The following is a 20,283-nucleotide window of genomic DNA, read 5'->3' as shown; positions in this document are numbered from 1 at the left end:
AGTGACGGGATGACCGCGTGCAGTTCACCAACGACACCACCATCCGGCGGGCCGACCGCGCCGACGTCGACGCGATCGTGGGGCTGCTCGCCGCCGACCCGATCGGCGAACAGCGCGAACGGCCCGGCGACCCGGCCTACCTCGCGGCCTTCGACGAGCTGGACGCCGATCCCCGGCAGCTGCTCGTCGTGGCCGACCGGAACGGCGAGGTGGTCGGCACCATGCAGCTGACCTTCACCCCCGGGCTGTCCCGGCTCGGCATGACCAGGACGACCGTCGAGGCCGTCCGGGTGCGGTCCGACCAGCGCGGCAACGGGCTCGGGCAGCGGCTGCTGGAATGGGCGATCGAGGAGTCGCGGGCGCGCGGCTGCGGTCTGGTGCAGCTCACCACGGACGGGCGGCGGGCGGACGCCCACCGGTTCTACGAGCGGCTCGGCTTCACGCCCAGCCACGTCGGCATGAAGCTCGCCCTGTAGTCGCCGGGGACGCGAAGGGTCCTGCGCCGCTGGTCGGCCCCCCGGAGGGCGCGCGGGGCGGTCGGCTCAGGCGCGCTCGGCCAGGCGCTGCACGACGCGGCGCTCGACCAGCGGCGGCAGCAGGCTGGACACGTCGCCGCCGTAGGTCGCGACCTCCTTGACCAGCGAGCTGGCCAGGAAGCTGTAGAGCGGGTTGGCCGCCATGAACAGCGTCTCGACGCCGGACAGCTGCTGGTTCATCTGCGCCATCTGGAGCTCGTAGTCGAAGTCGCTGACCGCACGCAGGCCCTTCACGATCGACGCGATGTCGTTGGCCTTGCAGTAGTCCACCAGCAGGCCGTGCCAGGAGTCGATGCGCACGTTGGGCCACTGCTCGGTGACCTCGCGCAGCATGTCCATGCGCTCCTCGACGGTGAACAGCGTCTGCTTGTTCTTGTTGACCATCACCGCGACGATCACCTCGTCGAACAGCTTCGAGGCCCGCGCGACAACGTCCAGATGGCCGTTGGTGACCGGGTCGTAGGAGCCGGGATACACGGCACGCCTCATGAGTCGGGACCGTAGCACCCGGACCGCGAGGTGCCCTGGCTCGCGTGGCCTGCATCACCCATCGGTGCCGAACTCCTCGTCGCGGTGCCTGGCCCAGTGCAGCGCGGTGTCGCCGTATCGCTTGGTGCGCAAGGGTTCCAGCGGGTCGGGCCAGGCCGGTTCCGCGCTGCGCGAATCGCGTTCGACGATCACCACGCAGCCCGGCGCGGTCCACGAGTTCGCCACCAGCGCGTCCAGCACCCTGCCGAGGTCGGCGTCGGTGACGGCGTAGGGCGGGTCGAGCAGCACCACGTCGCAGGGTTGCTCAGGGGCGGTGGCCAGCGCGGACTCCGCGGCGCGGGCCAGCACGCGGACGCCGGGCAGGGCGAGGTCGGCCGCGTTGCGGCGGAGCACGTCGGCGGCGCGGCGGTCGGACTCGACGAACGTCGCCGACGCCGCGCCGCGCGACAGCGCCTCGAAGCCGAGCGCGCCGGAGCCCGCGTAGACGTCGAGCACGACGGCGCCGTCCAGGTCCAGCAGGTTCTCCAGGGCGTTGAACAGCGCCTCCCGCACGCGCTCCGACGTCGGCCTGGTGCCGCGCGGAGGCACCTGGAGCCGACGTCCGCCGGCCACCCCGGCCACGATCCTCGTCACCCCGACATCCTCCCCTGGCGTGTCGTGCCGGCGCCCTTCGGGACGCTCGGTGTCCCGATGGACGCCCGCGCGACCTACCTGGCCAGGTGGGCGCCGCCGTTGACCGGGAGCACCTGGCCGGTGATGTGGCCCGCTGCTGGCGAGGCGAGGAAGCCGACCAGGGCGGCGACGTCCTCGGGGCGGCCGGCCCGGCCGGTGGCGGTCTGGGCGATCAGCCTGCGTCGGCGTTCTTCGGCGAGCGCGCCGCCGAAGAACTCGGTGTCCACGATCAGGCCGGGCGACACCACGTTCGCCGTGATGCCCCTCGGGCCGAGAGCGAAGGCGAGATCGGCGGTCCACGCCTCCACGCTCGCCTTGGCCGCCCCATAGGAGCCGCCGTCCCGGTGTCCCGCGATCGAGCCGATCGTGATCACCCGGCCGTCGTCGGCGAGCCGGGGCTCCAGCGCCGTGGTGACCAGCACCGCGCTCACCACGTTGGACTCGAAGTCGGCCAGCCATTGTTCGCGCAGCGCGGCCAGATCGTCCGACCGGCCCTTCGCGAGGCCGCCGGCGTTGTTCACCAGCACGTCGACCCTGTCGGGCAGGTCGGCGAGGGCGGCGGACACCTGGGCAGGGTCGGTCGCGTCGAAGGCGACCGCGCTGACCCGCTCGCCGAGGGCGCGTGCGGTGTCGGCGAGCACCTCGCGGCGGCGGCCGGTGATCACCACGTCGAGGCCCTGGTCGGCCAGCGTCCGCGCGATGGCGCGACCGATCCCGGTGCCGCCGCCGGTCAGCACAGCAGTGCGTGTCATGACTTTTCCCCATGTTTAGACCTAAACTTTGTGCGGCGAGACGTTAGCATGCTGTTTAGACCTAAAGAAGAGGCTGTGATGGTCGTTATGGCGGAGGAGCACTCGGTCGCCTGGATCCAGGAGGGCTGGCGGCGGGAGCTACCGGACGTGCCGGTCGAGTCGATCGCGGTCATCACCCAGGTGTGGCGGATCGCGAAGGTGCTCGCCGACGACCGCAGGCGCACCCTCGCCGCCCTCGACATGGACGGCGCGACGCTGGACCTGCTGTCCACGCTCCGCCGGTCAGGCCCTCCCTACGAACTGTCGCCGGGCGAACTCGCCCGTCGGTGCCTGCTCAGCGCAGGCGCGATCACCCAGCGCGTGGCGCGCGCCGAGGCCGAGGGCCTGGTCAGCACCGACCGGGGCCGCTCCGGTCGGCGGACGGTCGTCGTGCGGCTCAGCGAGCTCGGCAGGACACGCAATGAGGAGGTCGTGCGGCAGCTGCTGGCGCACGAGCAGGAGCTGGTCGAACTGCTGCCGGCGGGCCAGCGCGGTCAGCTCGCGGAGCTGCTTGGCGGGCTACAGGTCGCGCTTGTGGCGCGGCTCGGGGATGGGTGAGTTCGGCGCGGGCGGCACCGGAGGTCAGACGACGCCGAGAGCGCTGCCCACCGCTTCGATGATCGGCACCAGCGTGCGCAGCTCGTCGGGGTCGTCCGTGGCGCATTCGGTGATGCCGACGCCGACCACGAGCAGCGCGTCGGCCACGGCGCGGATCCCGGCGACCACCTCGGCCACCAGGAGGCCGTCGGGTTCGGGGTAGCAGGCGCCGGCGAACTCCTTGGGGTCCAACACATCCAGGTCGATGTGCAGGTAGACGCTGCCGGCCCCGGTGGCCAGCACGGCGTCGGCGACGGCAGCGCCGTCTCGCGCCGTGGCCACCGGTAGGTGGGTGGCGAGGCCGGCCCGCACCTCGGCGAGTTCGCCGTCGTCCAGCGAGCGGGCGCCGGCCAGGACGGCTCGGCCGCGTTCGAGGGCGGGAGCGGCGGCGAACTGGGGGTCGCCCTCGCCGAAGGCCGCCCGCAGCACCATCCCGTGGAACGCGCCGGACGGCGAGGACTGCGGGGTGTTCAGGTCGGCGTGCGCGTCGTACCAGAGCGCGCAGAGCCCCTCGCGGTGCCGCCAGCGCGCCACCCCGAGCGGAACCAGCTCGGTCGCGCAGTCGCCGCCGACGGTGAGCAGCGGGCCGGAGTGCACCTCGATGGCGGCCAGCTGCGCCTTTCGGTTGGCCAGCAGCGCATCCCGGTTCGCGATGCCGTCGACGGCCGGCGAACCCTCCTCGGGCAGCGGCACGGAACGGACGGGCGCGCCGAGCACCTCGCCGGCCAGCCTGGCCAGCGCGCCGCAGCCGGCGGGTAACAGGGCGGATCGGGCGACTACCGCGCCCTGGGACTGAGGAACGGCAAGAATCTCCACCCGCCCAGCTTGCTCGGTAAGGCAAGCCCATTCACCTGCCGTTGGGGCGGACTTATCGCCCCAACGGCACGGTGGCAGACATACAGACCTAGTCCAGCACGAGCAAGAGATCGCCGCCCTCGACCTGCTGGACGCCGCGGACCGCGAGCCGCTGCACGACGCCCGCCTTCGGCGCGGTGATCGCGGCCTCCATCTTCATCGCCTCGATGGTGGCCACCGTCTGGCCGGCGTCCACGCTCGCGCCCTCCTCCACCGTCGGCGTCACCACACCGGCGAACGGCGCGGCGACGTGGTTCGGGTTGGCGCGGTCGGCCTTCTCCGCTGCCGGCAGGTCCGCGGCGACCGAACGGTCCCGCACCTGGATCGGGCGGAGCTGGCCGTTGAGAGTGGCCAGCACCGTGCGCATGCCGCGCTCGTCGGCCTCGCCGATCGCCTCAAGCCCGATGAGCAGCCGGACGCCGGGTTCGAGGTCGACGGAGTACTCCTCCCCCGGCCGCAGGCCGTAGAAGAAGTCCTTGCTGCGCAACACACTCGTGTCGCCGTAGGCCTCGCGGTGGGTGAGGAACTCCTTGGTCGGCGCGGGGAACAGCAGCCGGTTCAGCGTCGCCCTCCGGTCCTTGGCGAGGCCGTCCCGGTCCTCGTCGGTCAGGTCGGCGACGCCCTTGGGCGCGCTGCGACCCTGCAACGCCTTGGTGCGGAACGGTTCCGGCCAGCCGCCGGGCGGGTCGCCAAGCTCGCCGCCGAGGAACCCGATCACCGAGGCAGGGATGTCGAACCTGCCGGGGTCGGCCTCGAACTCGGCAGGCGCGACACCCGCGCCGACCAGGTGCAGCGCGAGGTCGCCGACGACCTTGGAGGACGGCGTGACCTTGACCAGCCTGCCGAGCATCCGGTCGGCCGCCGCGTACATCGCCTCGATGTCCTCGAACTTCTGGCCGAGGCCGAGCGCGATGGCCTGCTGGCGCAGGTTGGACAGCTGGCCGCCGGGGATCTCGTGGTGGTAGACGCGCCCGGTCGGCGACGGCAGGCCCGACTCGAACGGCGCGTACACCCGCCGCACGGCCTCCCAGTACGGCTCGAGGTCGGACACCGTCTGAAGGCTCAGGCCGGTGGCGTACTCGGTGTGGTCGGTCGCCGCGACGATCGCGGACAGCGGCGGCTGCGAGGTGGTGCCGGCCATCGACGCGGCCGCGCCGTCCACCGCGTCCACCCCGGACTGGATGGCCGCGAGATAGGTGGCCAGCTGCCCGCCCGCGGTGTCGTGGGTGTGCAGGTGCACGGGCAGGCCGAACTCGCTGCGCAGCGCGCTGACCAGCCGGGCCGCGGCCGGCGGCCGGAGCAGCCCGGCCATGTCCTTGATCGCCAACACGTGCGCGCCGGCGCCGACGATCTGCTCGGCCAGCTTGAGGTAGTAGTCCAGGGTGTAGAGCTGCTCGGCCGGGTCGGACAGGTCGGCGGTGTAGCAGAGCGCCACCTCGGCGACGGCCGTGCCGGTCTCGCGGACCGCCTCGATGGCCGGCCGCATCTGCTCGACGTCGTTGAGCGCGTCGAAGATCCGGAAGATGTCGATGCCGGTCGCGGTCGCCTCCTCGACGAACGCCTTGGTCACCGCCTCCGGGTAGGGCGTGTAGCCGACGGTGTTGCGCCCGCGCAGCAACATCTGGAGGCAGATGTTGGGCACGGCCTCGCGCAGCGCGGCCAGCCGCTCCCACGGGTCCTCGGCGAGGAAGCGCAGCGCGACGTCGTAGGTCGCGCCGCCCCAGCACTCCAGCGACAGCAGCTCCGGGGTGAGCCTGGCGACCTGCGGCGCGACCGCGAGCAGGTCCGTGGTGCGCACCCTGGTGGCCAGCAGCGACTGGTGCGCGTCGCGGAAGGTGGTGTCGGTGACGCCGACGGCCCGGCTGTCCCGCAGCCACCTGGCGAAGCCCTCTGGACCGAGTTCAAGCAGCCGCTGCCGCGAGCCAGGCGGCGGGGGCACACTCAGGTCGACGGCCGGCAGCTTGTCCTTGGGGTCGACCGTGGCGGGCCGCGCGCCGTTGGGGCGGTTGACGGTCACGTCGGCGAGGTAGGTCAGCATCCTGGTGCCGCGGTCGGCGGAGTGCCGCGCGGTGAGCAGGTGCGGGCGCTTCTCGATGAACGAGGTGGTGACGCGGCCCTCGTAGAAGTCGACGTCGTCGAGCACGGCCTGGAGGAACGGGATGTTCGTCGAGACGCCACGGATGCGGAACTCGGCGATGGCGCGGCGGGCCCTGGCCACGGCGGCGGCGAACGTGCGGCCCCGGCAGGTGAGCTTCACCAGCATGGAGTCGAAGTGCGCGCCGATCACGGTGCCGGCGAAGGTGGTGCCGCCGTCCAGCCGGATGCCGGAGCCGCCGGGCGAACGGTAGGCGCTGATCATGCCGACGTCGGGGCGGAAGCCGTTGGCCGGGTCCTCGGTGGTGATCCGGCACTGGAGCGCGGCGCCGCGCAGCTGCACGGTGTCCTGGGTGAGGCCGAGGTCGGCCAGCGTCTCGCCGCCCGCGATGCGCAGCTGGGACTGGACGAGGTCGACGTCGGTGACCTCCTCGGTCACCGTGTGCTCGACCTGGATCCTCGGGTTCATCTCGATGAAGACGTAGTTGCCCCGGGGGTCGAGCAGGAACTCGACGGTGCCGGCGTTGCGGTAGCCGATGTGCCTGGCGAACGCGACGGCGTGCGCGCACATCCGGTCCCGCAGCTCGGGGTCGAGGTTCGGGGCGGGCGCGATCTCGATGACCTTCTGGTGCCGGCGCTGCACCGAGCAGTCCCGCTCGTAGAGGTGGATCACGTTGCCCTCGCCGTCGGCGAGGATCTGCACCTCGATGTGCCGGGGCTCGATCACGGCCTGCTCGAGGAACACGGTGGCGTCGCCGAAGGCCGACTCGGCCTCGCGCATCGCGGCTTCGAGGGACTCGCGCAGCGCGGCCGGGTCCTCCACCCTGCGCATGCCTCGGCCGCCGCCGCCAGCGACGGCCTTGACGAAGACCGGGAAGTTGACCTGCTCCGCAGCCGCGAGCAGCTCGTCGATGTCGGCGGAGGGCGCGGAGGACTCCAGCACGGGCAGGCCGGCCTCGCGGGCCGCGGCGATCGCGCGGGCCTTGTTGCCGGTGAGCTGGAGGACGTCGGCGGGAGGCCCGACGAAGGTGATGCCCGCGTCGGCGCACGCCTTGGCCAGCTCGGGGTTCTCGGAGAGGAAGCCGTAGCCGGGGTAGACGGCGTCCGCGCCGGCCTTGCGCGCGGCCTTGATGATCTCCTGGACGGAGAGGTAGGCGCGGACGGGGTGGCCGGGCTCGCCGATCTCGTAGGACTCGTCCGCCTTCAGGCGGTGCAGAGAGTTGCGGTCCTCGTGCGGGAACACGGCGACCGTGCCGGCGCCCAGTTCGTAGGCCGCCCGGAACGCCCGGATCGCGATCTCGCCGCGGTTGGCGACAAGCACCTTGCGGAACATGCCGGCTCCTCCCGTGTTCACCACAGACGTCGGTCACGGCACGTTACCGTGACTGTCCCGCCAGCCGGGAGAACTGTCCCAGGTGACGGAAGTCATCCTGATCGATCCCTCGTCGCGCTGCGCGGCGAGTGTCACGACGGCGTCCTTCATGACGTTGGGTGTCCGAACGGTGTCCTTTTGATACGAGACCTCATCGTTGCGCGGATGGCGGTGATGGCGATCACGCGTTGAGTACCCTCCGCGAACTGTGGACGAAACAACGACGCCGGAGCCTGGGCAGCCCGGTGTGCATGACCGACCGACGGACAGTGACGTCACCGCGCGGCCGGCGGCAGGACACCTCCCGGACACCGGCCGTACCCCGGCAGGAAGCCCATCGCACGCAGACTCCGGCCCCGTGAGCACACTCGCTGTGACCAGCGCAAAGCCCCCGGACAAGGCACCGGTGACGCCGCCGTCGGCCACGCGGGGCGGCGGCCGGGTGCGGGAGAACCTGCTCGGGCTGCTGTTCGTGCTGCCCGGCCTCGTCGGCCTCGGCGTCTTCGTGATCTTCCCGCTCGTGCAGGCGGTCTACCTGTCCATGATGGGCAGCGACATCCTTGGCAACCCGACGCGGTTCGTCGGGTTCCAGCACTTCGCCGAGCTGTTCACGCCCGAGTTCGGGAACATCCTGCTGCACACGCTGATCTTCACGCTGATCGTGGTGGTCGGCGGGGTGGTGCTGCCGATGTCGCTCGCCGTGCCGCTGTCCCAGAAGCTGCCGGGGATGCGGGTGTTCCGCACGCTGTTCACGCTGCCGTTCGCGTACTCGGCCTCGGCGGCCGGCGTGGTGTGGCTGCTGATGCTCGACCCGTCGATGTCGCCGGTGAACTGGCTGCTGCGGCTGCTCGGCGTCGTCGCGCCGCACTGGACCACCGACTCGGGCTGGGCGCTGGTGACGGTGTCCGGCGTGACGATGTGGATGGTCTCGGGCTTCAACCTGCTGGTGTTGGCCGCCGGCCTGGCCGGGATCGACGAGGAGGTGCTTGAGGCGGCGCGGATCGACGGCGCGACCGGCATCAGGCAGTTCGTCAGCGTGGTGCTGCCGATGATCTCGCCGAGCCTGTTCTTCGTCATCGTGACGACGACCCTGACCGCGTTGCAGAGCCTCGGCCAGCCGCAGGTGATGACCGACGGCGGCCCGAACGGCGACACCTCGACGCTCGTCTACTCCATCTACAACCAGGCGTTCCACAACAACAACAGCAACTACGGGCTGGCCAGCGCGCAGGGCCTGGTGCTGTTGCTCGTCGGCGTGCTGCTCGCCGTGGTCCAGTTCGGCGTCATCGAGAGGCGGGTGCACTACAGGTGAGCGAGCGTAGCGAGCGAACAGTTCAACACAGTGCCCCTCGTGCCTCATCGGCGCCCGCAGCGAAGCGAGGACGTCGATGAGCCGTGTTACCCGTCCTGGCAAGGTCACGACTACGGCCACCTATGTGTGGCTGACCGTCGCCGCCCTCGTCCTGCTGTTCCCGGTGCTGCTGACCATTCTCGGCGGCTTCCTGCCGGCGCCCGCGCTGGTGAAGCAGCCGCCCGGCCTGCTCGACGGCCACTACACGCTGGAGAACTACCTGGCCGCCTGGCAGCAGAAGGTGGTGCCGCTGCTGCCCGCGTTCGGCAACTCGCTGTTCGTCGGCCTGGCGATCATGCTCGGGCACGTGGTGACCTCGGCGCTGGCCGCCTACGCGCTGGTGTTCGTGCGCTCGCCGCTGCGCACGCCGGTGTTCTGGCTGTTCATGGCCACGATCATGGTCCCGTACGAGTCGATCGTGGTGCCCAACGCGCTGTTCGTCCGCAGCCTCGGCATCGGCGACAACCGGCTGGCGCTGGTGTTGCCGTTCCTGGCCAACGGGTTCGGCGTGTTCCTGATGCGGCAGGCGTTCCGGCAGTTCCCCGCTGAGCTGCGGCAGGCCGCGCAGATCGACGGCTGCGGGCACCTGCGGTTCCTGTTCACCATCCTGTTGCCCGGCTGCCGGCCGGCGATCACCGCGCTGGCGGTGTGGTCGTTCCTCCAGGGCTGGAACATGTACTTCTGGCCGTTGATCATCTCTTCCAGCAACAACTCGCTGAACACGTTGCAGACGGCGGTGTTCGCGCTGCGCAGCAACGAGAGTTCGCAGCCGGGCCTGTTGCTGGCCGGCATCACCATCACGCTGATACCAACGCTGCTGCTGGTCGTGTTCGGCCAGCGCTGGCTGGTGCGGGGCTTCACGGCAGGAGCCGTGAAGTGACCACGAAAAGCAAGGAAGGGGCAAGGGTGCGCACATCACTGCGTCGGGGGGCCAGCTGGCTGGCCCTCACGCTCGTGGCGGCGACCGCCGTCACGGCATGCAGCTCCGCCGCGACCTCCGGCGGATCCGGCCAGCAGGGCGCCGACAGCGCGTCCGCTCCTGGGCCAGAGGCGCTGAACGGCAAGGGCGAGGTCCCGATCACCTTCTGGCACGCGATGACCGGCGCCAACGGCGACGCGCTACAGAAGCTGACGGACAAGTTCAACCAGGCGAACCAGGGCAAGGTCAAGGTCACCCTGGCGTTCAAGAACAACTACGACGACACGCTGTCGGCGTACAAGAACGCCATCAAGGGCGGGCAGATGCCCGACGTCGTGCAGGTCTATGACATCGGCACCCGCTTCATGATCGACTCCAAGTCGACCCTGCCGGTGCAGGCGTTCATCGACAAGGACAAGTACGACACCTCGGACATCCAGCCGAACATCGCCGGGTACTACAGCATCAACGGCAAGCTGAACTCGATGCCGTTCAACACGTCGATGCCGTTGCTGTACATCAACAAGACGGCGTTCACCAAGGCCGGGCTCGACCCGAGCAAGCCGCCGACGACGCTGGACGAGATCGCCGAGGCGGCCAAGAAGCTGACCGTCAAGGACGCGTCGGGCAACGTGACGCAGTACGGCTTCGGCGCCACCGCGTACGGCTGGTTCGTCGAGCAGTGGGCCGCGGTCGCCAACCAGGAGTCCTGCGACCAGGGCAACGGCAGGGACAACCGGGCCACCAAGATCAACCTGGCCGACGACAAGCACATCAAGCTGTTCCAGTGGTGGCAGGACCTGGTCAAGCAGGGCGTCGCCATGCCGCTGGACAGTGACACCAAGAACGGCGACACCGCGTTCAGCTCGGGCAAGGTCGCGATCAGCCTGGAGTCCACCGGTTCCCTCGGCGGCTTCCTCAAGGCCAGCGCGGGCGCGTTCGAGATCGGCACCGGCTACTACCCGAAGATCGACAGCTCGGACACCGGCGGCCCGATCATCGGCGGCGCCTCGCTGTGGGTCGTCGGCAAGGACAAGGACGACGCGCACAAGCGCGCCTCGTGGGAGTTCCTGAAGTTCCTGTCCGACAAGGACTCCCAGGCCACCTGGCACACCTCGACCGGCTACTTCCCGATCAGCAAGAGCGCGCTGGAGACCGACGTCGACAAGCAGTGGGTCGCGCAGAAGCCGCAGTTCGCCACGGCGATCAAGCAGCTCGGCGACACCAAGCTGACCAAGGCGACGCAGGGCTGCCTGCTCGGCGTCATGCCGCAGGCGCGCAAGGCGGTGGACACCGCGTTGCAGGCGACCGTGTTGCAGGGCAAGGACGTCAAGGAAACCCTTCAGGGCGCGGAGAAGAACGTCGAGGCCCTGATCAAGGAATACAACCAGTCCGTCGGCGGCTGACCGATTCCGCTCGACCTATAACACGAACGGGGTGGACGGGGCGACCGTCCACCCCGTTCGTTCGTGGTGTATCACTGGTTCGGGTAACACCAACACAGCGAGCGACAGTAGGGTTGAACGATGGCCGGTGCCGACGGGAACGACCAGGTCGCCCGTAGTCCACACTTCGATGTTGTCCTCCGTGGCTACAACCAGCGACAGGTGAACGAGCGCGTCACCCGGCTGGAGTTCGAGCTGAGAAACGCGGTCAGGACCAGGGACGGCGCCGTCGCGCAGGCGACAGAGCTGACCAGACTGCTCAACATCACCCGGCACGAGCTGGAGCAGGCCAAGCAGCAACTCGGCAGGCTCGCCAACGGCCCGGTCAACGCCACCAACGTGACCGAGCGGGTGCGGGTGATGATGCAGCTGGCCGACGAGGAGATCGGCGAGCTGAAGCAGAACGCCAAGAACCACGCGGCGAGCACGATGGCCGCCGCCGACCAGCAGGCCGCCGACCTGGTGAGCAGGCACCAGCGCCAGCTCGCCGAGCTGGAGGAGCGCCGCACCCAGCTCGACGCGAAGTACAAGAAGTACCAGGACGATCTGGACAAGGAGTACGACGGGCTCCGCAGCACGCTGACCCAGGAGCACCGGCAGCTCATGGCGGAGACCACCGCCGAGGCCGAGCGCGGCAGGGCGGACGTGGCGACGCGGACCGCCGAGCTGGCCGCCACCAGGGAGCGGGTGCTCGCCGAGCACGAGGAGCGCAAGGCCCAGCTCGAGGCGCAGTACGAGCAGCGCAAGGCCGAGCTGGAGAAGAAGTACGAGGACCTCCTCGCCCAGCACGCCAGCGAGCACGAGACGCTGATGACCGGCGCGAAGAGCGAGGCCGAGCGGATCACTCGCGAGGCACGGGAGCACGTCGCCACCCTCGACCTCGAGGCGGCCGCGACCCGCAAGACCGCACAGGAGACGCTCGAGAAGTCGTTGGCGGACAAGCGAAGCGAGGCCGAGAAGGCACTGGCCGAGCTGACCGACAAGGCCGCCAGGGAGGCCGAGGAGGCCGTCAGCACCGCCAAGGCCACGGCGGAGGAGACGCTCAGCACGGCCAACACCACCGCGGCGGAGACGCTCAGCGCCGCCAAGGCGACCGCCGAGCAGACCGTCACGACGGCCAACACCGCCGCGCAGGAGACGCTCAGCACGGCCAAGGCGACCGCCGAGGAGACCGTCAGCACCGCCAACGCGGCCGCCGAGCAGACCGTGACCTCCGCGAAGGCGACGGCTGAGGAGACCGTGACCTCGGCGAAGGCGACGGCCGAGCGGACTCTTGCCGAGGCCACCGAGGAGGCCGAGCGGAAGTTGGCCGAGGCCACCGAGCGGCTCGCGAAGTCCCGGACGCTGCACCAGACCGTGAGCGCCCAGTTCGCCGCCACCCAGGCCGCCATGCTGGACGCCGCCAAGCACCTCGCGGCGCTGCCCGAGCCGGCCGACCTGGCAGACCCGGCAGACCCGGCCGCGCAGGAGCAGCCGGCGGCCACCGGCTGACCGACCGCCGACACCCGGACCGACACCCACGCCGGCCGGCCCGTGACCACCGTGTCGCGGGCCGGCCGGCTGCGTTGCGCCCATCGTTCGTCCGATATTGATTGGTTGTTCGGCGGCGCGTTTCGGCGGAGTTGCCCGGTCGTGCCAACCAATCATTCAGGTGCACGATCATCCAACTGACGTCGCCCGAAGAATGATCACCGCGTACCACCGAACGGCCGACAACATCGCGTCACCTAATGACACGTTGACGGCGCACAGGGTCATTGCTAGCCTCGGGATCCGTACTGGGCTGGGGGACCAACTGGGGTGATGTGCCGAGATGGTGCGCCAATGACCAGCGAGGCAACGCGGCCGCGACGGTCGCGCTGACCACGCTTTTGTCTATTTTCCCACCATAAACCGGGTCATCATCGCCGATTCCCCGGCGTTCTTCCGTGCTTGAACGGATTTACGCCAACCGTAACACCGCGGCAACGTGGCCGTCCGGTCGCCATTCCCGTCAACCCATTATATGGAGCACAGGATGACGTTGCAGGTCGCGTCCCGCGAGTTGACGATGGCCAGGATCTACGACGACGAGTATGTGGCAGACCCGTATCCGCTCTACCGCCAGATCCGCGAGATCTCCCCCGTGTACTGGGACCAGCACATGGGCGAGGACGGCGCGTGGATGGTGACCGGGTACGACGCCGCGCTGGTCGCGCTGCGCGACCCGAGGCTGTCCGCGAAGCGACCGCAGTGGGACGCCGCCAACGCGCCAGAGGACCAGCGGCCCGCCGCGGACGCGCCGCTGAACGCCCTGGCGACCCAGGTGTTCGTCAGCGATCCGCCGGAGCACTCGCGGCTGCGCAAGCTGATGGCCAAGCCGTTCCTGCCGCGCGCGGTCGAGGCGATGCGGGAGCAGATCGTCCAGGTCGGCAACGAGCTGCTGGACCGGGTGCTCGACCGGGGCGAGATGGACTTCATGGGCGAGTTCGCCATGGCCCTGCCGTCCGCGATGGTCTGCCAGGTCATCGGCATCCCGCCGGAGGACAGGCCCAAGGTGTGGAAGCGGATCCTGAGCTGGGGAGTGCTGGTCGACGGCGGCCCGCTCGCGCACGACAACCCCCAGTTCCACCTGGCCAGCCTCGCGAAGTACATGGACTACTTCCGCGAGCAGATCCAGGCGCGCAGGGACAACCCGAGCGACGACCTGCTCGGCCAGCTCACGGTCAGCTTCGACGAGGGCGGGTTCGACAGCGAGGAGGAGCTGCTCGGCAACCTGATCTTCCTGCTCACCGCGGGCCAGACCACCACGGCGCACCAGATCGGCAACACCGCCCTGTCGCTGCTGGCCAACCCCGAGGTGTTCGAGCGGATCGCCGCCGAGCCGTCCCTGGTGCCGTACGCCACCCCGGAGTTCATGCGCTACGACAGCTCGGTGCAGCTGACCAAGCGCCGCGCGTCCGAGCCGGTCGCGCTGGCCGGCCAGCAGATCGAGACGGGACAGGAGATCTTCGTGTGGATGGGCGCGGCCCACCGCGACCCGGACCGCTTCCCCGACCCCGACCGGCTCGACCCCGACCGCGAGCGGATCCAGAACCTCTCGCTCGGCCACGGCATCCACTACTGCCTCGGCGGCCAGCTCGGCCAGCTGGTCAACGAGGTCGCGATAACCCTGTTCGCGCAACGCGTGCCGAACCCGCGCGCCGACCTCGCCGGCGTGCACCGCACGGCCACGCCGACGTTCCGCGGCCCGCACGTCCTCCCCCTGACCTTCGGCTGAGCCGCGCGCCGGCACCGCTTTCCGGCGCAGCTTTCCGGCGCAGCCCAACCAGACCCGCAAAGAACAGGAGTCCCGATGAGCACCGTCGAGTCGCACGCGGACGCCGGCTCCGGGCAGGTCCCCCGCCCCGAGCCGCTGCCCGACTTCCCCGGCTTCACCACGCTGGACAGCGAGGTCACCGTCGACCGGCTCCCGGTCACCGGCCAGCTCCCCGAGTGGCTGTCCGGGACGCTGATCCGCAACGGCCCGGCGAAGTTCGAGGTCGGCGACTACCGGCTGACCCACTGGTTCAACGGTCTCGCGATGCTGCATGCGTTCTCGTTCAACAACGGTCAGGTGGCGTACGCGAACAAGTACCTTGGGTCGACGGCCTACGACCTGGCCGTCAACAAGGGGCAGCTGTACGGCAAGCAGTTCGGCATGGACCCGTGCCGAGCACTGTTCGGCCGGCACTTCTCGGAGTTCTCGCCGAACGACACCGACAACGTCAACGTCAACATCGCCCGCGTCGCCGGCCAGTACCTGGCGCTCGCCGAGCAGACGGTGCAGGTGGAGTTCGACCCGCACACGCTGGCCGCGAAGGGCACATTCGCCTGGGACACCGCAATCCCTGGCGAGGCGTCCTCCCCGCACCCGCACTTCGACTTCGGCAGCCGGTCGCTGATCAGCTACGTGACCACCATGGGCGAGCAGAACGCGTACCAGGTCTTCCACGTTCCCGACGGCACCAGGGACCAGCGGCTGCTGGCCACCGTGCCGACCGACGAACCCTCCTACATCCACAGCTTCGCCAACACCGAGAACTACGTGGTGCTGGTCGAGTTCCCGGTGGTGTTCGACACGGAACTGTTCGCGGACAAGGAGAACTCGTTCCTGGACTGCGCCAGGTGGGCACCGGAGCGGGGTGCGCGGTTCCGCGTGGTCGACAAGCGTGCGGGCCGTCTGGTGCGCACCTTCGAGAGCGAGGCGTTCTTCGCGTTCCACCACATCAACGCGGCGGAGATCGGCAACGACATCCTGGTCGATATCGCGGCGACGCACACCCCCTACGAAAGCGTGCTCGGCCTGCCGCCGACCGAGGACCAGTTCGACCTGGAACGGTACGGCTACGCACTGCGCCGCTACCGGCTGCCGATCTCGGGCGGCTCGGACACGGTTGGCTTCGAGTCCCTCGCGGACACCGGCATCGAGATGCCCAGGATCAACTACCGGGGCTACAGCACGAGGGACTACCGCTACGCCTACGGACTCGGCCACTCGCCGACCGGCATGCGCGCGATGAACCAGCTCGCCAAGGTCGACATCAAGTCCGGCACCCACAAGGCCTGGTACGAGAAGGGATCGTTCCCCGGCGAGCCGGTGTTCGTGCCGGCGCCGGGAGCAACCCGCGAGGACCAGGGCGTGGTGCTGTCCGGTGTGCTGAACACCAGGACCGGGCGCTCGTTCATGCTCGTGCTGGACGGGGAGTCCTTCGGCGAGTTGGGCAGGGCCGAAGTGCCACACCACATCCCCAACGACTTCCACGGCCAGTTCTTCCACGACCTGCACCGCTGAACCGGCGCATCCGGTCGGGACGGATTCCGTCATGTGGACAGAATCCGTCCCGACCGCAATCGGCCAACCACGCCTAGCCGGCCCAGATGCCCTGGGCCTGGTGCAGGTAGCGGATCGTGCCGTCGCCGAGGCCGCCGTCCACGTACAGGATCTGCCCGGTCATGTACCGGGCATCGGGAGAGACCAGGAAGGAGATCGCGCCGGTGATGTCGTCCGGCACGCCCAGCCGGCCGAGCGGGAGGTAGCTGCCGCGACGCTCCCGTTCCTCGGCGCTGGGCCCGTACAGACTGTCCGCGCCTTCGGTGTGAATCATGCCGGGCCCGACCGCATTCACCCGAATACCCAGCGGCGCATATTCCAGCGCAGCCTGCCTGGTCAGTGCCACGATCGCGGCCTTGGCCGCCGGATAGATGCCGGACCGGACCCTGGGGACCTTTGCCAGAATGGAGGAGATATTAACGACGGAGCCGCCGCCGGACTCAGCGATCAGAGGCACCAACGCCTGGGTGCACAACAGGTTTCCCAACACGTTGACATTCATCACCCGGTGAAAGTCCGCCGGCGTCGTGTCGTCGAGCGCGGCGAAGTGCCAGACGCCGGCGTTGTTCACCAGCACGTCCACCCGATCGAGCTGCCCGGCCAGCGCCCTGACCGACTCCACGTCGCTGACGTCGCACTTCACCGCCCGTCCACCGATCTCGTCGGCGACCCGCCCTGCCTCATCGTCGATGTCCGCGATGACCACGGAATAACCGTCCTTGGTCAGCCGAACGGCCGCCGCCCGACCGAGACCACTGGCCGCTCCGGTGATCACCGCAACGCGCTTCGAATCCATTCGTCTACCTTCCCCAGAGTTTCTGCGACACTGCCGGCCGCATGATGTCGACGACACTAGATGAAGTGATGACGGTCGCGGAAGTACCTATTCCAAAATCCCACTCAGCGACCCACTGTTAACCAGAAGCAACCGACAGATCAATCGAAGGGTGCGCAATCATGACCGCGGTTGACGAATCGAGGACCCTGGAAACGACGGCGACCCCGGGGTTCGACCCCGCGCCGAGAAAGATGCTGATCGGCGGCGAGTGGGTCGACGCGGTGGACGGTGACTCGTTCGACACCGTCGACCCGGCCACCGAGCGGGTGCTGACCACAGTGCCGCGCGGCCGGGCGGCCGACGTGGACCGGGCGGTGCGGGCCGCGCGCGCGGCGTTCGCGCCGGACTCGCCGTGGCGCCGGATGTCACCGGCCGAGCGCGGCCGGATCATCCACCGCATCGGCGACCTGATCCTGGAGCACGCCGACGAGCTAGCCCTGATCGAGTCGCTGGACAACGGCAAGCCGATGTTCTACGCGCGGCACGCGGACCTGCCGCTGACCGCCGACCTGTTCCACTACATGTCGGGATGGGCGACCAAGATCGAGGGCAACACGATCCCGTTCTCCTCGGCCGCGCCCGGCCAGTTCCTGTCCTTCACGACCAAGGAGCCGGTCGGCGTTGTCGGCCAGATCATCCCGTGGAACTACCCGGTGATGATGGCGTCCTGGAAGCTCGCGCCGGTGCTGGCCGCCGGCTGCACGGTGGTGCTCAAGCCGGCCGAGCAGACCCCGCTGTCGGTGCTGCGCCTCGCCGAGCTGATCCAGGAGGCCGGGGTCCCCGACGGCGTGGTGAACATCGTGACCGGCGACGGTGAGGCCGGGGCGGCGCTGGCCGCGCACCCCGACGTCGACAAGATCGCCTTCACCGGGTCCACGGAGGTCGGCCGGCTCATCGTGCAGGCCGCGGCGGGGAACATGAAGAAGGTGACGCTGGAGCTGGGCGGCAAGTCGCCGAACATCGTCTACGCGGACGCCGACCTCGACAAGGCCATCGCCACCTCGGCGAACGCGATCTTCTTCAACCAGGGCGAGTCCTGCATCGCCGGCTCCCGGCTCTACGTGCAGCGCAGCGTGTTCGATCAGGTTCTGGAGGGAATTCGGGAGGAGGCCAAGAAGATCCGCGTCGGCCGGGGCATCGACGAGGGCACCCAGATGGGTCCGCTGGTGTCGGCGGAGCAACTGGACCGCGTGCTCGGCTACGTCGGGACCGGCCGCGAGGAGGGCGCCACGGTGTACTCGGGTGGCAGCCGGATCGGCGACCAGGGCTTCTTCATGGAGCCGACCATCCTCACCGACACCGAGCCGCAGATGCGGGTGGTGGCCGAGGAGATCTTCGGCCCGGTGCTCGTGGCGAGCCCGTTCGACGACCTCGACGACATCGCGGTGGCCGCCAACGACACCCCGTACGGGCTGGCCGCCGGCGTGTTCACCAAGGACGTCGCCAAGGCGTTCACCACCGCGTCGGCGATCCGCGCCGGCACGGTGTGGATCAACACCTGGAACGTCATCGACGCGGCGCTGCCCTTCGGCGGCTACAAGCAGTCCGGGTGGGGCAGGGAGATGGGGCGCGAGGTGTTGGAGAACTACCTGGAGACCAAGACGGTGATCGCCGAACTCTCCTGACGCGACGCGAGAACCCCCGCCCGCGCGTGACTCGCGGGCGGGGGTTCTCGGCGTTCGGTCAGCGCGCCGCGGCGGCGGCGACCGGCAGGTTGGTGAGCACGGTGTCGAGCAGGCCGGGGAACCGGTCGGCGAGGTCGTCGCGACGGAGCCGGACGTGGTGGTTGCGGCCGTCCAGCTGGGTCACGGTGACGCCGGCCTCGCGCAGCACGCGGAAGTGGTGGGACAGCGTGGATCTGCGCACGCCGACGTCGAACGCCTCCGGCCGGCACGGGTGGTACTCGCCGTCGGAGAGCACGGCGACCAGCCGCAGCCGCACCGGATCCGCGAGGGCCCGCAGCACCTCGCTCAGCTCGAGGTCCTCCACCGGAGGCTGGACCAGGTATCGAGACATACCCACCTCTCCCCGTGCGTCCCGTCAGGTGAACTGTTCGATGAACGCCAACCTGTTGTATTGACTCCAATTCCTACACGACCATAGTATGACGTCAGCCAAACTTACGTAACCCAGCTGGGGAGGAAACGCATGTATCGCCGCTTGCTCGCACTTGCACTCGGCACATTTGCGATCGGCACTGACAGCTTCGTGGTCGCGGGTATCCTTCCCCAGGTCTCCAGCTCCATGAGCGTCAGCGTCGAGTCGGCTGGACAGCTGGTCACGGTCTACGCGCTGTCCTACGCCCTGCTCTCGCCGGTGATGGCCGCCGCCACCGCGCACTGGGCCCGCAAGCAACTCCTGCTCACCGGCCTCGCCGTGTTCGTCGTCGGCAACGTCGCGACCGCGCTGCTGCCCGTCTTCGGGCTCGTCCTGGCCAGCCGCGTGATCGCCGGCCTCGGCGCGGCCATCTACACGCCGACCGCGTCCGGCGTCGCCGCGATGCTCGCCCCGCCGGAGAAGCGCGGCAAGGCGCTGGCCATCGTGATGGCCGGGCTCAGCGGCGCGACCGCGCTCGGCGCGCCCATCGGCACCGTGATCGGCAGCCTGTCCGACTGGCGGGGCACCATGTGGTTCGTCGCCGCGCTCGGCCTGGCCGCGTTGATCGGCGTCGCGATCCTGCTGCCCGCCGTGCCGTCGCTTCCCCCGATCGGCCTGCGCAAGCGGCTCGCGCCCATCGGTGACGCCAGGGTCGCCTTCACCTTGCTCACCACCGTGTTCGTGCTCGGCGGCCTCTACACCGTCTACACCTACATCAGCCTGTCCTACGACCGGGCGACCGGCGGGGCCGGCACGAAGCTCGCCGTCCTGCTGTTCGCGTTCGGCGTGGCGGCGACGGCGGGCAACCTCAGCGCCGGCAGCCTGGTCGACAAGCTCGGCGCGCGGCGCGTCATCAACGTCGCCGTGATCATCGCGCTGATCGACTTCGCCCTGATGCCCATCACCAGCGCGTACTTCCCGACCGCGATCCTCGCGGTGATCGTCTGGGGCCTCTGCGGCTGGGGCGTGCTGGTGCCGCAGCAGCACCGGCTCATCTCGATCTCGCCGGCCAGCGCGCCGCTCGTGATCGCCCTGAACGCGGCCGGCATCTACATCGCGGTGTCCGCGTCCGGCCTGCTCGGCGCGGCCGGCATCAACCTGGTCGGCGCGCACAACCTCGGCTTCATCAGCGCGGTGCTGATCCTGCTCGGCCTCGTCTCGGCCGAGATCGCCAACTCCATCATCCAGCGTCGCAAGGCCGCCGCGGCCGCCGCGACCCCGGCCGACGCCCCAGCGCCGGCCGCCAACCCCGCGAGCAACTGACACGCGGGGACCCGATGGACCCCGTGGGACAGGCCTCCCCCCTCCTGTCCCACGGGGTCCATTCACGTCTGTGTCGCACAGATGTGTGCCACGCAGGTCTGTGTGGCACACA

General features: G+C 69.7%; 17 protein-coding genes. 10 read left to right on the top strand and 7 right to left on the bottom strand.

Going from position 1 to position 20,283, the window contains the following annotated elements; translation table 11 throughout:
• Positions 1 to 17 precede the first annotated feature (17 nt).
• Positions 18 to 476 (top strand): GNAT family N-acetyltransferase, encoded by a 459-nt coding sequence (locus tag F0L68_RS32800; protein WP_223199339.1) that lies wholly within the window; start codon positions 18 to 20, stop codon positions 474 to 476.
• Between the two features lie 66 nt (positions 477 to 542).
• On the opposite strand, the gene coaD is transcribed toward F0L68_RS32800, so the two are convergent.
• The 3 genes from coaD to F0L68_RS32785 form a co-directional block, all read right to left on the bottom strand.
• Positions 543 to 1,025 carry a pantetheine-phosphate adenylyltransferase gene (coaD, locus tag F0L68_RS32795; protein ID WP_149853749.1) on the bottom strand — a complete coding sequence of 161 codons (483 nt, stop codon included), beginning with the start codon at positions 1,023 to 1,025 and terminating at the stop codon, positions 543 to 545.
• A 54-nt stretch (positions 1,026 to 1,079) separates the two neighbouring features.
• The gene (gene rsmD / locus F0L68_RS32790; RefSeq protein ID WP_149853748.1) at positions 1,080 to 1,658 is read right to left on the bottom strand and encodes a 16S rRNA (guanine(966)-N(2))-methyltransferase RsmD; all 579 of its coding nucleotides are present in this window, start codon (positions 1,656 to 1,658) and stop codon (positions 1,080 to 1,082) included.
• A 74-nt stretch (positions 1,659 to 1,732) separates the two neighbouring features.
• Positions 1,733 to 2,449, bottom strand: coding sequence for an SDR family NAD(P)-dependent oxidoreductase (locus tag F0L68_RS32785; RefSeq protein WP_149853747.1), 717 nt, complete (start codon positions 2,447 to 2,449; stop codon positions 1,733 to 1,735).
• An 87-nt stretch (positions 2,450 to 2,536) separates the two neighbouring features.
• Here F0L68_RS32785 and F0L68_RS32780 point away from each other — a divergent pair, with 87 nt between their 5' ends.
• Positions 2,537 to 3,046 carry a MarR family winged helix-turn-helix transcriptional regulator gene (locus F0L68_RS32780; RefSeq protein ID WP_223199338.1) on the top strand — a complete coding sequence of 170 codons (510 nt, stop codon included), beginning with the start codon at positions 2,537 to 2,539 and terminating at the stop codon, positions 3,044 to 3,046.
• A gap of 24 nt (positions 3,047 to 3,070) precedes the next feature.
• Here F0L68_RS32780 and F0L68_RS32775 read toward each other — a convergent pair whose 3' ends face one another.
• Entirely contained in the window at positions 3,071 to 3,901 is an 831-nt protein-coding gene (locus F0L68_RS32775) for an arginase family protein (protein ID WP_149853746.1), read from the bottom strand.
• 88 nt (positions 3,902 to 3,989) lie between these two features.
• A complete protein-coding gene (locus F0L68_RS32770) occupies positions 3,990 to 7,367 on the bottom strand; it encodes a pyruvate carboxylase (RefSeq protein WP_149853745.1) in 3,378 nt (1,125 codons plus the stop codon).
• Between the two features lie 397 nt (positions 7,368 to 7,764).
• Between F0L68_RS32770 and F0L68_RS32765 the strand changes: the two genes are divergently transcribed.
• The 6 genes from F0L68_RS32765 (at position 7,765) to F0L68_RS32740 (ending at position 15,934) form a co-directional block, all read left to right on the top strand.
• Positions 7,765 to 8,718 (top strand): carbohydrate ABC transporter permease, encoded by a 954-nt coding sequence (locus F0L68_RS32765; protein ID WP_223199337.1) that lies wholly within the window; start codon positions 7,765 to 7,767, stop codon positions 8,716 to 8,718.
• A 76-nt stretch (positions 8,719 to 8,794) separates the two neighbouring features.
• Positions 8,795 to 9,637: a carbohydrate ABC transporter permease gene (locus tag F0L68_RS32760; RefSeq protein ID WP_149853744.1), complete on the top strand. Its 843-nt coding sequence runs from the start codon at positions 8,795 to 8,797 to the stop codon at positions 9,635 to 9,637.
• Positions 9,638 to 9,663: 26 nt separating this feature from the next.
• Positions 9,664 to 11,082 (top strand): ABC transporter substrate-binding protein, encoded by a 1,419-nt coding sequence (locus F0L68_RS32755; protein ID WP_149853743.1) that lies wholly within the window; start codon positions 9,664 to 9,666, stop codon positions 11,080 to 11,082.
• Between the two features lie 120 nt (positions 11,083 to 11,202).
• Complete coding sequence (locus tag F0L68_RS32750; RefSeq protein WP_149853742.1) at positions 11,203 to 12,612, top strand: coiled-coil domain-containing protein; 1,410 nt, start codon at positions 11,203 to 11,205, stop codon at positions 12,610 to 12,612.
• Between the two features lie 526 nt (positions 12,613 to 13,138).
• Positions 13,139 to 14,380, top strand: a complete 1,242-nt coding sequence (locus F0L68_RS32745; protein WP_188316951.1) for a cytochrome P450 — start codon at positions 13,139 to 13,141, stop codon at positions 14,378 to 14,380.
• 75 nt (positions 14,381 to 14,455) lie between these two features.
• Positions 14,456 to 15,934, top strand: coding sequence for a carotenoid oxygenase family protein (locus F0L68_RS32740; protein ID WP_149853740.1), 1,479 nt, complete (start codon positions 14,456 to 14,458; stop codon positions 15,932 to 15,934).
• A 73-nt stretch (positions 15,935 to 16,007) separates the two neighbouring features.
• On the opposite strand, the gene F0L68_RS32735 is transcribed toward F0L68_RS32740, so the two are convergent.
• Positions 16,008 to 16,769, bottom strand: coding sequence for an SDR family NAD(P)-dependent oxidoreductase (locus F0L68_RS32735; protein WP_149853739.1), 762 nt, complete (start codon positions 16,767 to 16,769; stop codon positions 16,008 to 16,010).
• Between the two features lie 161 nt (positions 16,770 to 16,930).
• Between F0L68_RS32735 and F0L68_RS32730 the strand changes: the two genes are divergently transcribed.
• The gene (locus F0L68_RS32730; protein WP_149853738.1) at positions 16,931 to 18,436 is read left to right on the top strand and encodes an aldehyde dehydrogenase family protein; all 1,506 of its coding nucleotides are present in this window, start codon (positions 16,931 to 16,933) and stop codon (positions 18,434 to 18,436) included.
• Positions 18,437 to 18,494: 58 nt separating this feature from the next.
• On the opposite strand, the gene F0L68_RS32725 is transcribed toward F0L68_RS32730, so the two are convergent.
• Positions 18,495 to 18,827: an ArsR/SmtB family transcription factor gene (locus F0L68_RS32725; protein ID WP_149853737.1), complete on the bottom strand. Its 333-nt coding sequence runs from the start codon at positions 18,825 to 18,827 to the stop codon at positions 18,495 to 18,497.
• Between the two features lie 132 nt (positions 18,828 to 18,959).
• Between F0L68_RS32725 and F0L68_RS32720 the strand changes: the two genes are divergently transcribed.
• Positions 18,960 to 20,171 (top strand): MFS transporter, encoded by a 1,212-nt coding sequence (locus tag F0L68_RS32720; RefSeq protein WP_149853736.1) that lies wholly within the window; start codon positions 18,960 to 18,962, stop codon positions 20,169 to 20,171.
• Positions 20,172 to 20,283: the final 112 nt, after the last annotated feature.

The sequence above is a fragment of the Solihabitans fulvus genome, assembly GCF_008386585.1.
Taxonomy (GTDB): Bacteria; Actinomycetota; Actinomycetes; order Mycobacteriales; family Pseudonocardiaceae; genus Solihabitans; species Solihabitans fulvus.
Note: the sequence above shows the minus strand (reverse complement) of the source record. Positions and strands in the feature narration are given on the sequence as shown.

What these genes read in the sequence shown, in the direction of transcription:
- coaD (WP_149853749.1), bottom strand. Translation starts at nt 1,025, where the DNA reads ATGAGGCGTGCCGTGTATCCCGGCTCCTACGACCCGGTCACCAACGGC.
- F0L68_RS32785 (WP_149853747.1), bottom strand. Translation starts at nt 2,449, where the DNA reads ATGACACGCACTGCTGTGCTGACCGGCGGCGGCACCGGGATCGGTCGC.
- F0L68_RS32780 (WP_223199338.1), top strand. Translation starts at nt 2,537, where the DNA reads ATGGCGGAGGAGCACTCGGTCGCCTGGATCCAGGAGGGCTGGCGGCGG.
- F0L68_RS32770 (WP_149853745.1), bottom strand. Translation starts at nt 7,367, where the DNA reads ATGTTCCGCAAGGTGCTTGTCGCCAACCGCGGCGAGATCGCGATCCGG.
- F0L68_RS32760 (WP_149853744.1), top strand. Translation starts at nt 8,795, where the DNA reads ATGAGCCGTGTTACCCGTCCTGGCAAGGTCACGACTACGGCCACCTAT.
- F0L68_RS32750 (WP_149853742.1), top strand. Translation starts at nt 11,203, where the DNA reads ATGGCCGGTGCCGACGGGAACGACCAGGTCGCCCGTAGTCCACACTTC.
- F0L68_RS32745 (WP_188316951.1), top strand. Translation starts at nt 13,139, where the DNA reads ATGACGTTGCAGGTCGCGTCCCGCGAGTTGACGATGGCCAGGATCTAC.
- F0L68_RS32740 (WP_149853740.1), top strand. Translation starts at nt 14,456, where the DNA reads ATGAGCACCGTCGAGTCGCACGCGGACGCCGGCTCCGGGCAGGTCCCC.
- F0L68_RS32735 (WP_149853739.1), bottom strand. Translation starts at nt 16,769, where the DNA reads ATGGATTCGAAGCGCGTTGCGGTGATCACCGGAGCGGCCAGTGGTCTC.
- F0L68_RS32730 (WP_149853738.1), top strand. Translation starts at nt 16,931, where the DNA reads ATGACCGCGGTTGACGAATCGAGGACCCTGGAAACGACGGCGACCCCG.
- F0L68_RS32725 (WP_149853737.1), bottom strand. Translation starts at nt 18,827, where the DNA reads ATGTCTCGATACCTGGTCCAGCCTCCGGTGGAGGACCTCGAGCTGAGC.
- F0L68_RS32720 (WP_149853736.1), top strand. Translation starts at nt 18,960, where the DNA reads ATGTATCGCCGCTTGCTCGCACTTGCACTCGGCACATTTGCGATCGGC.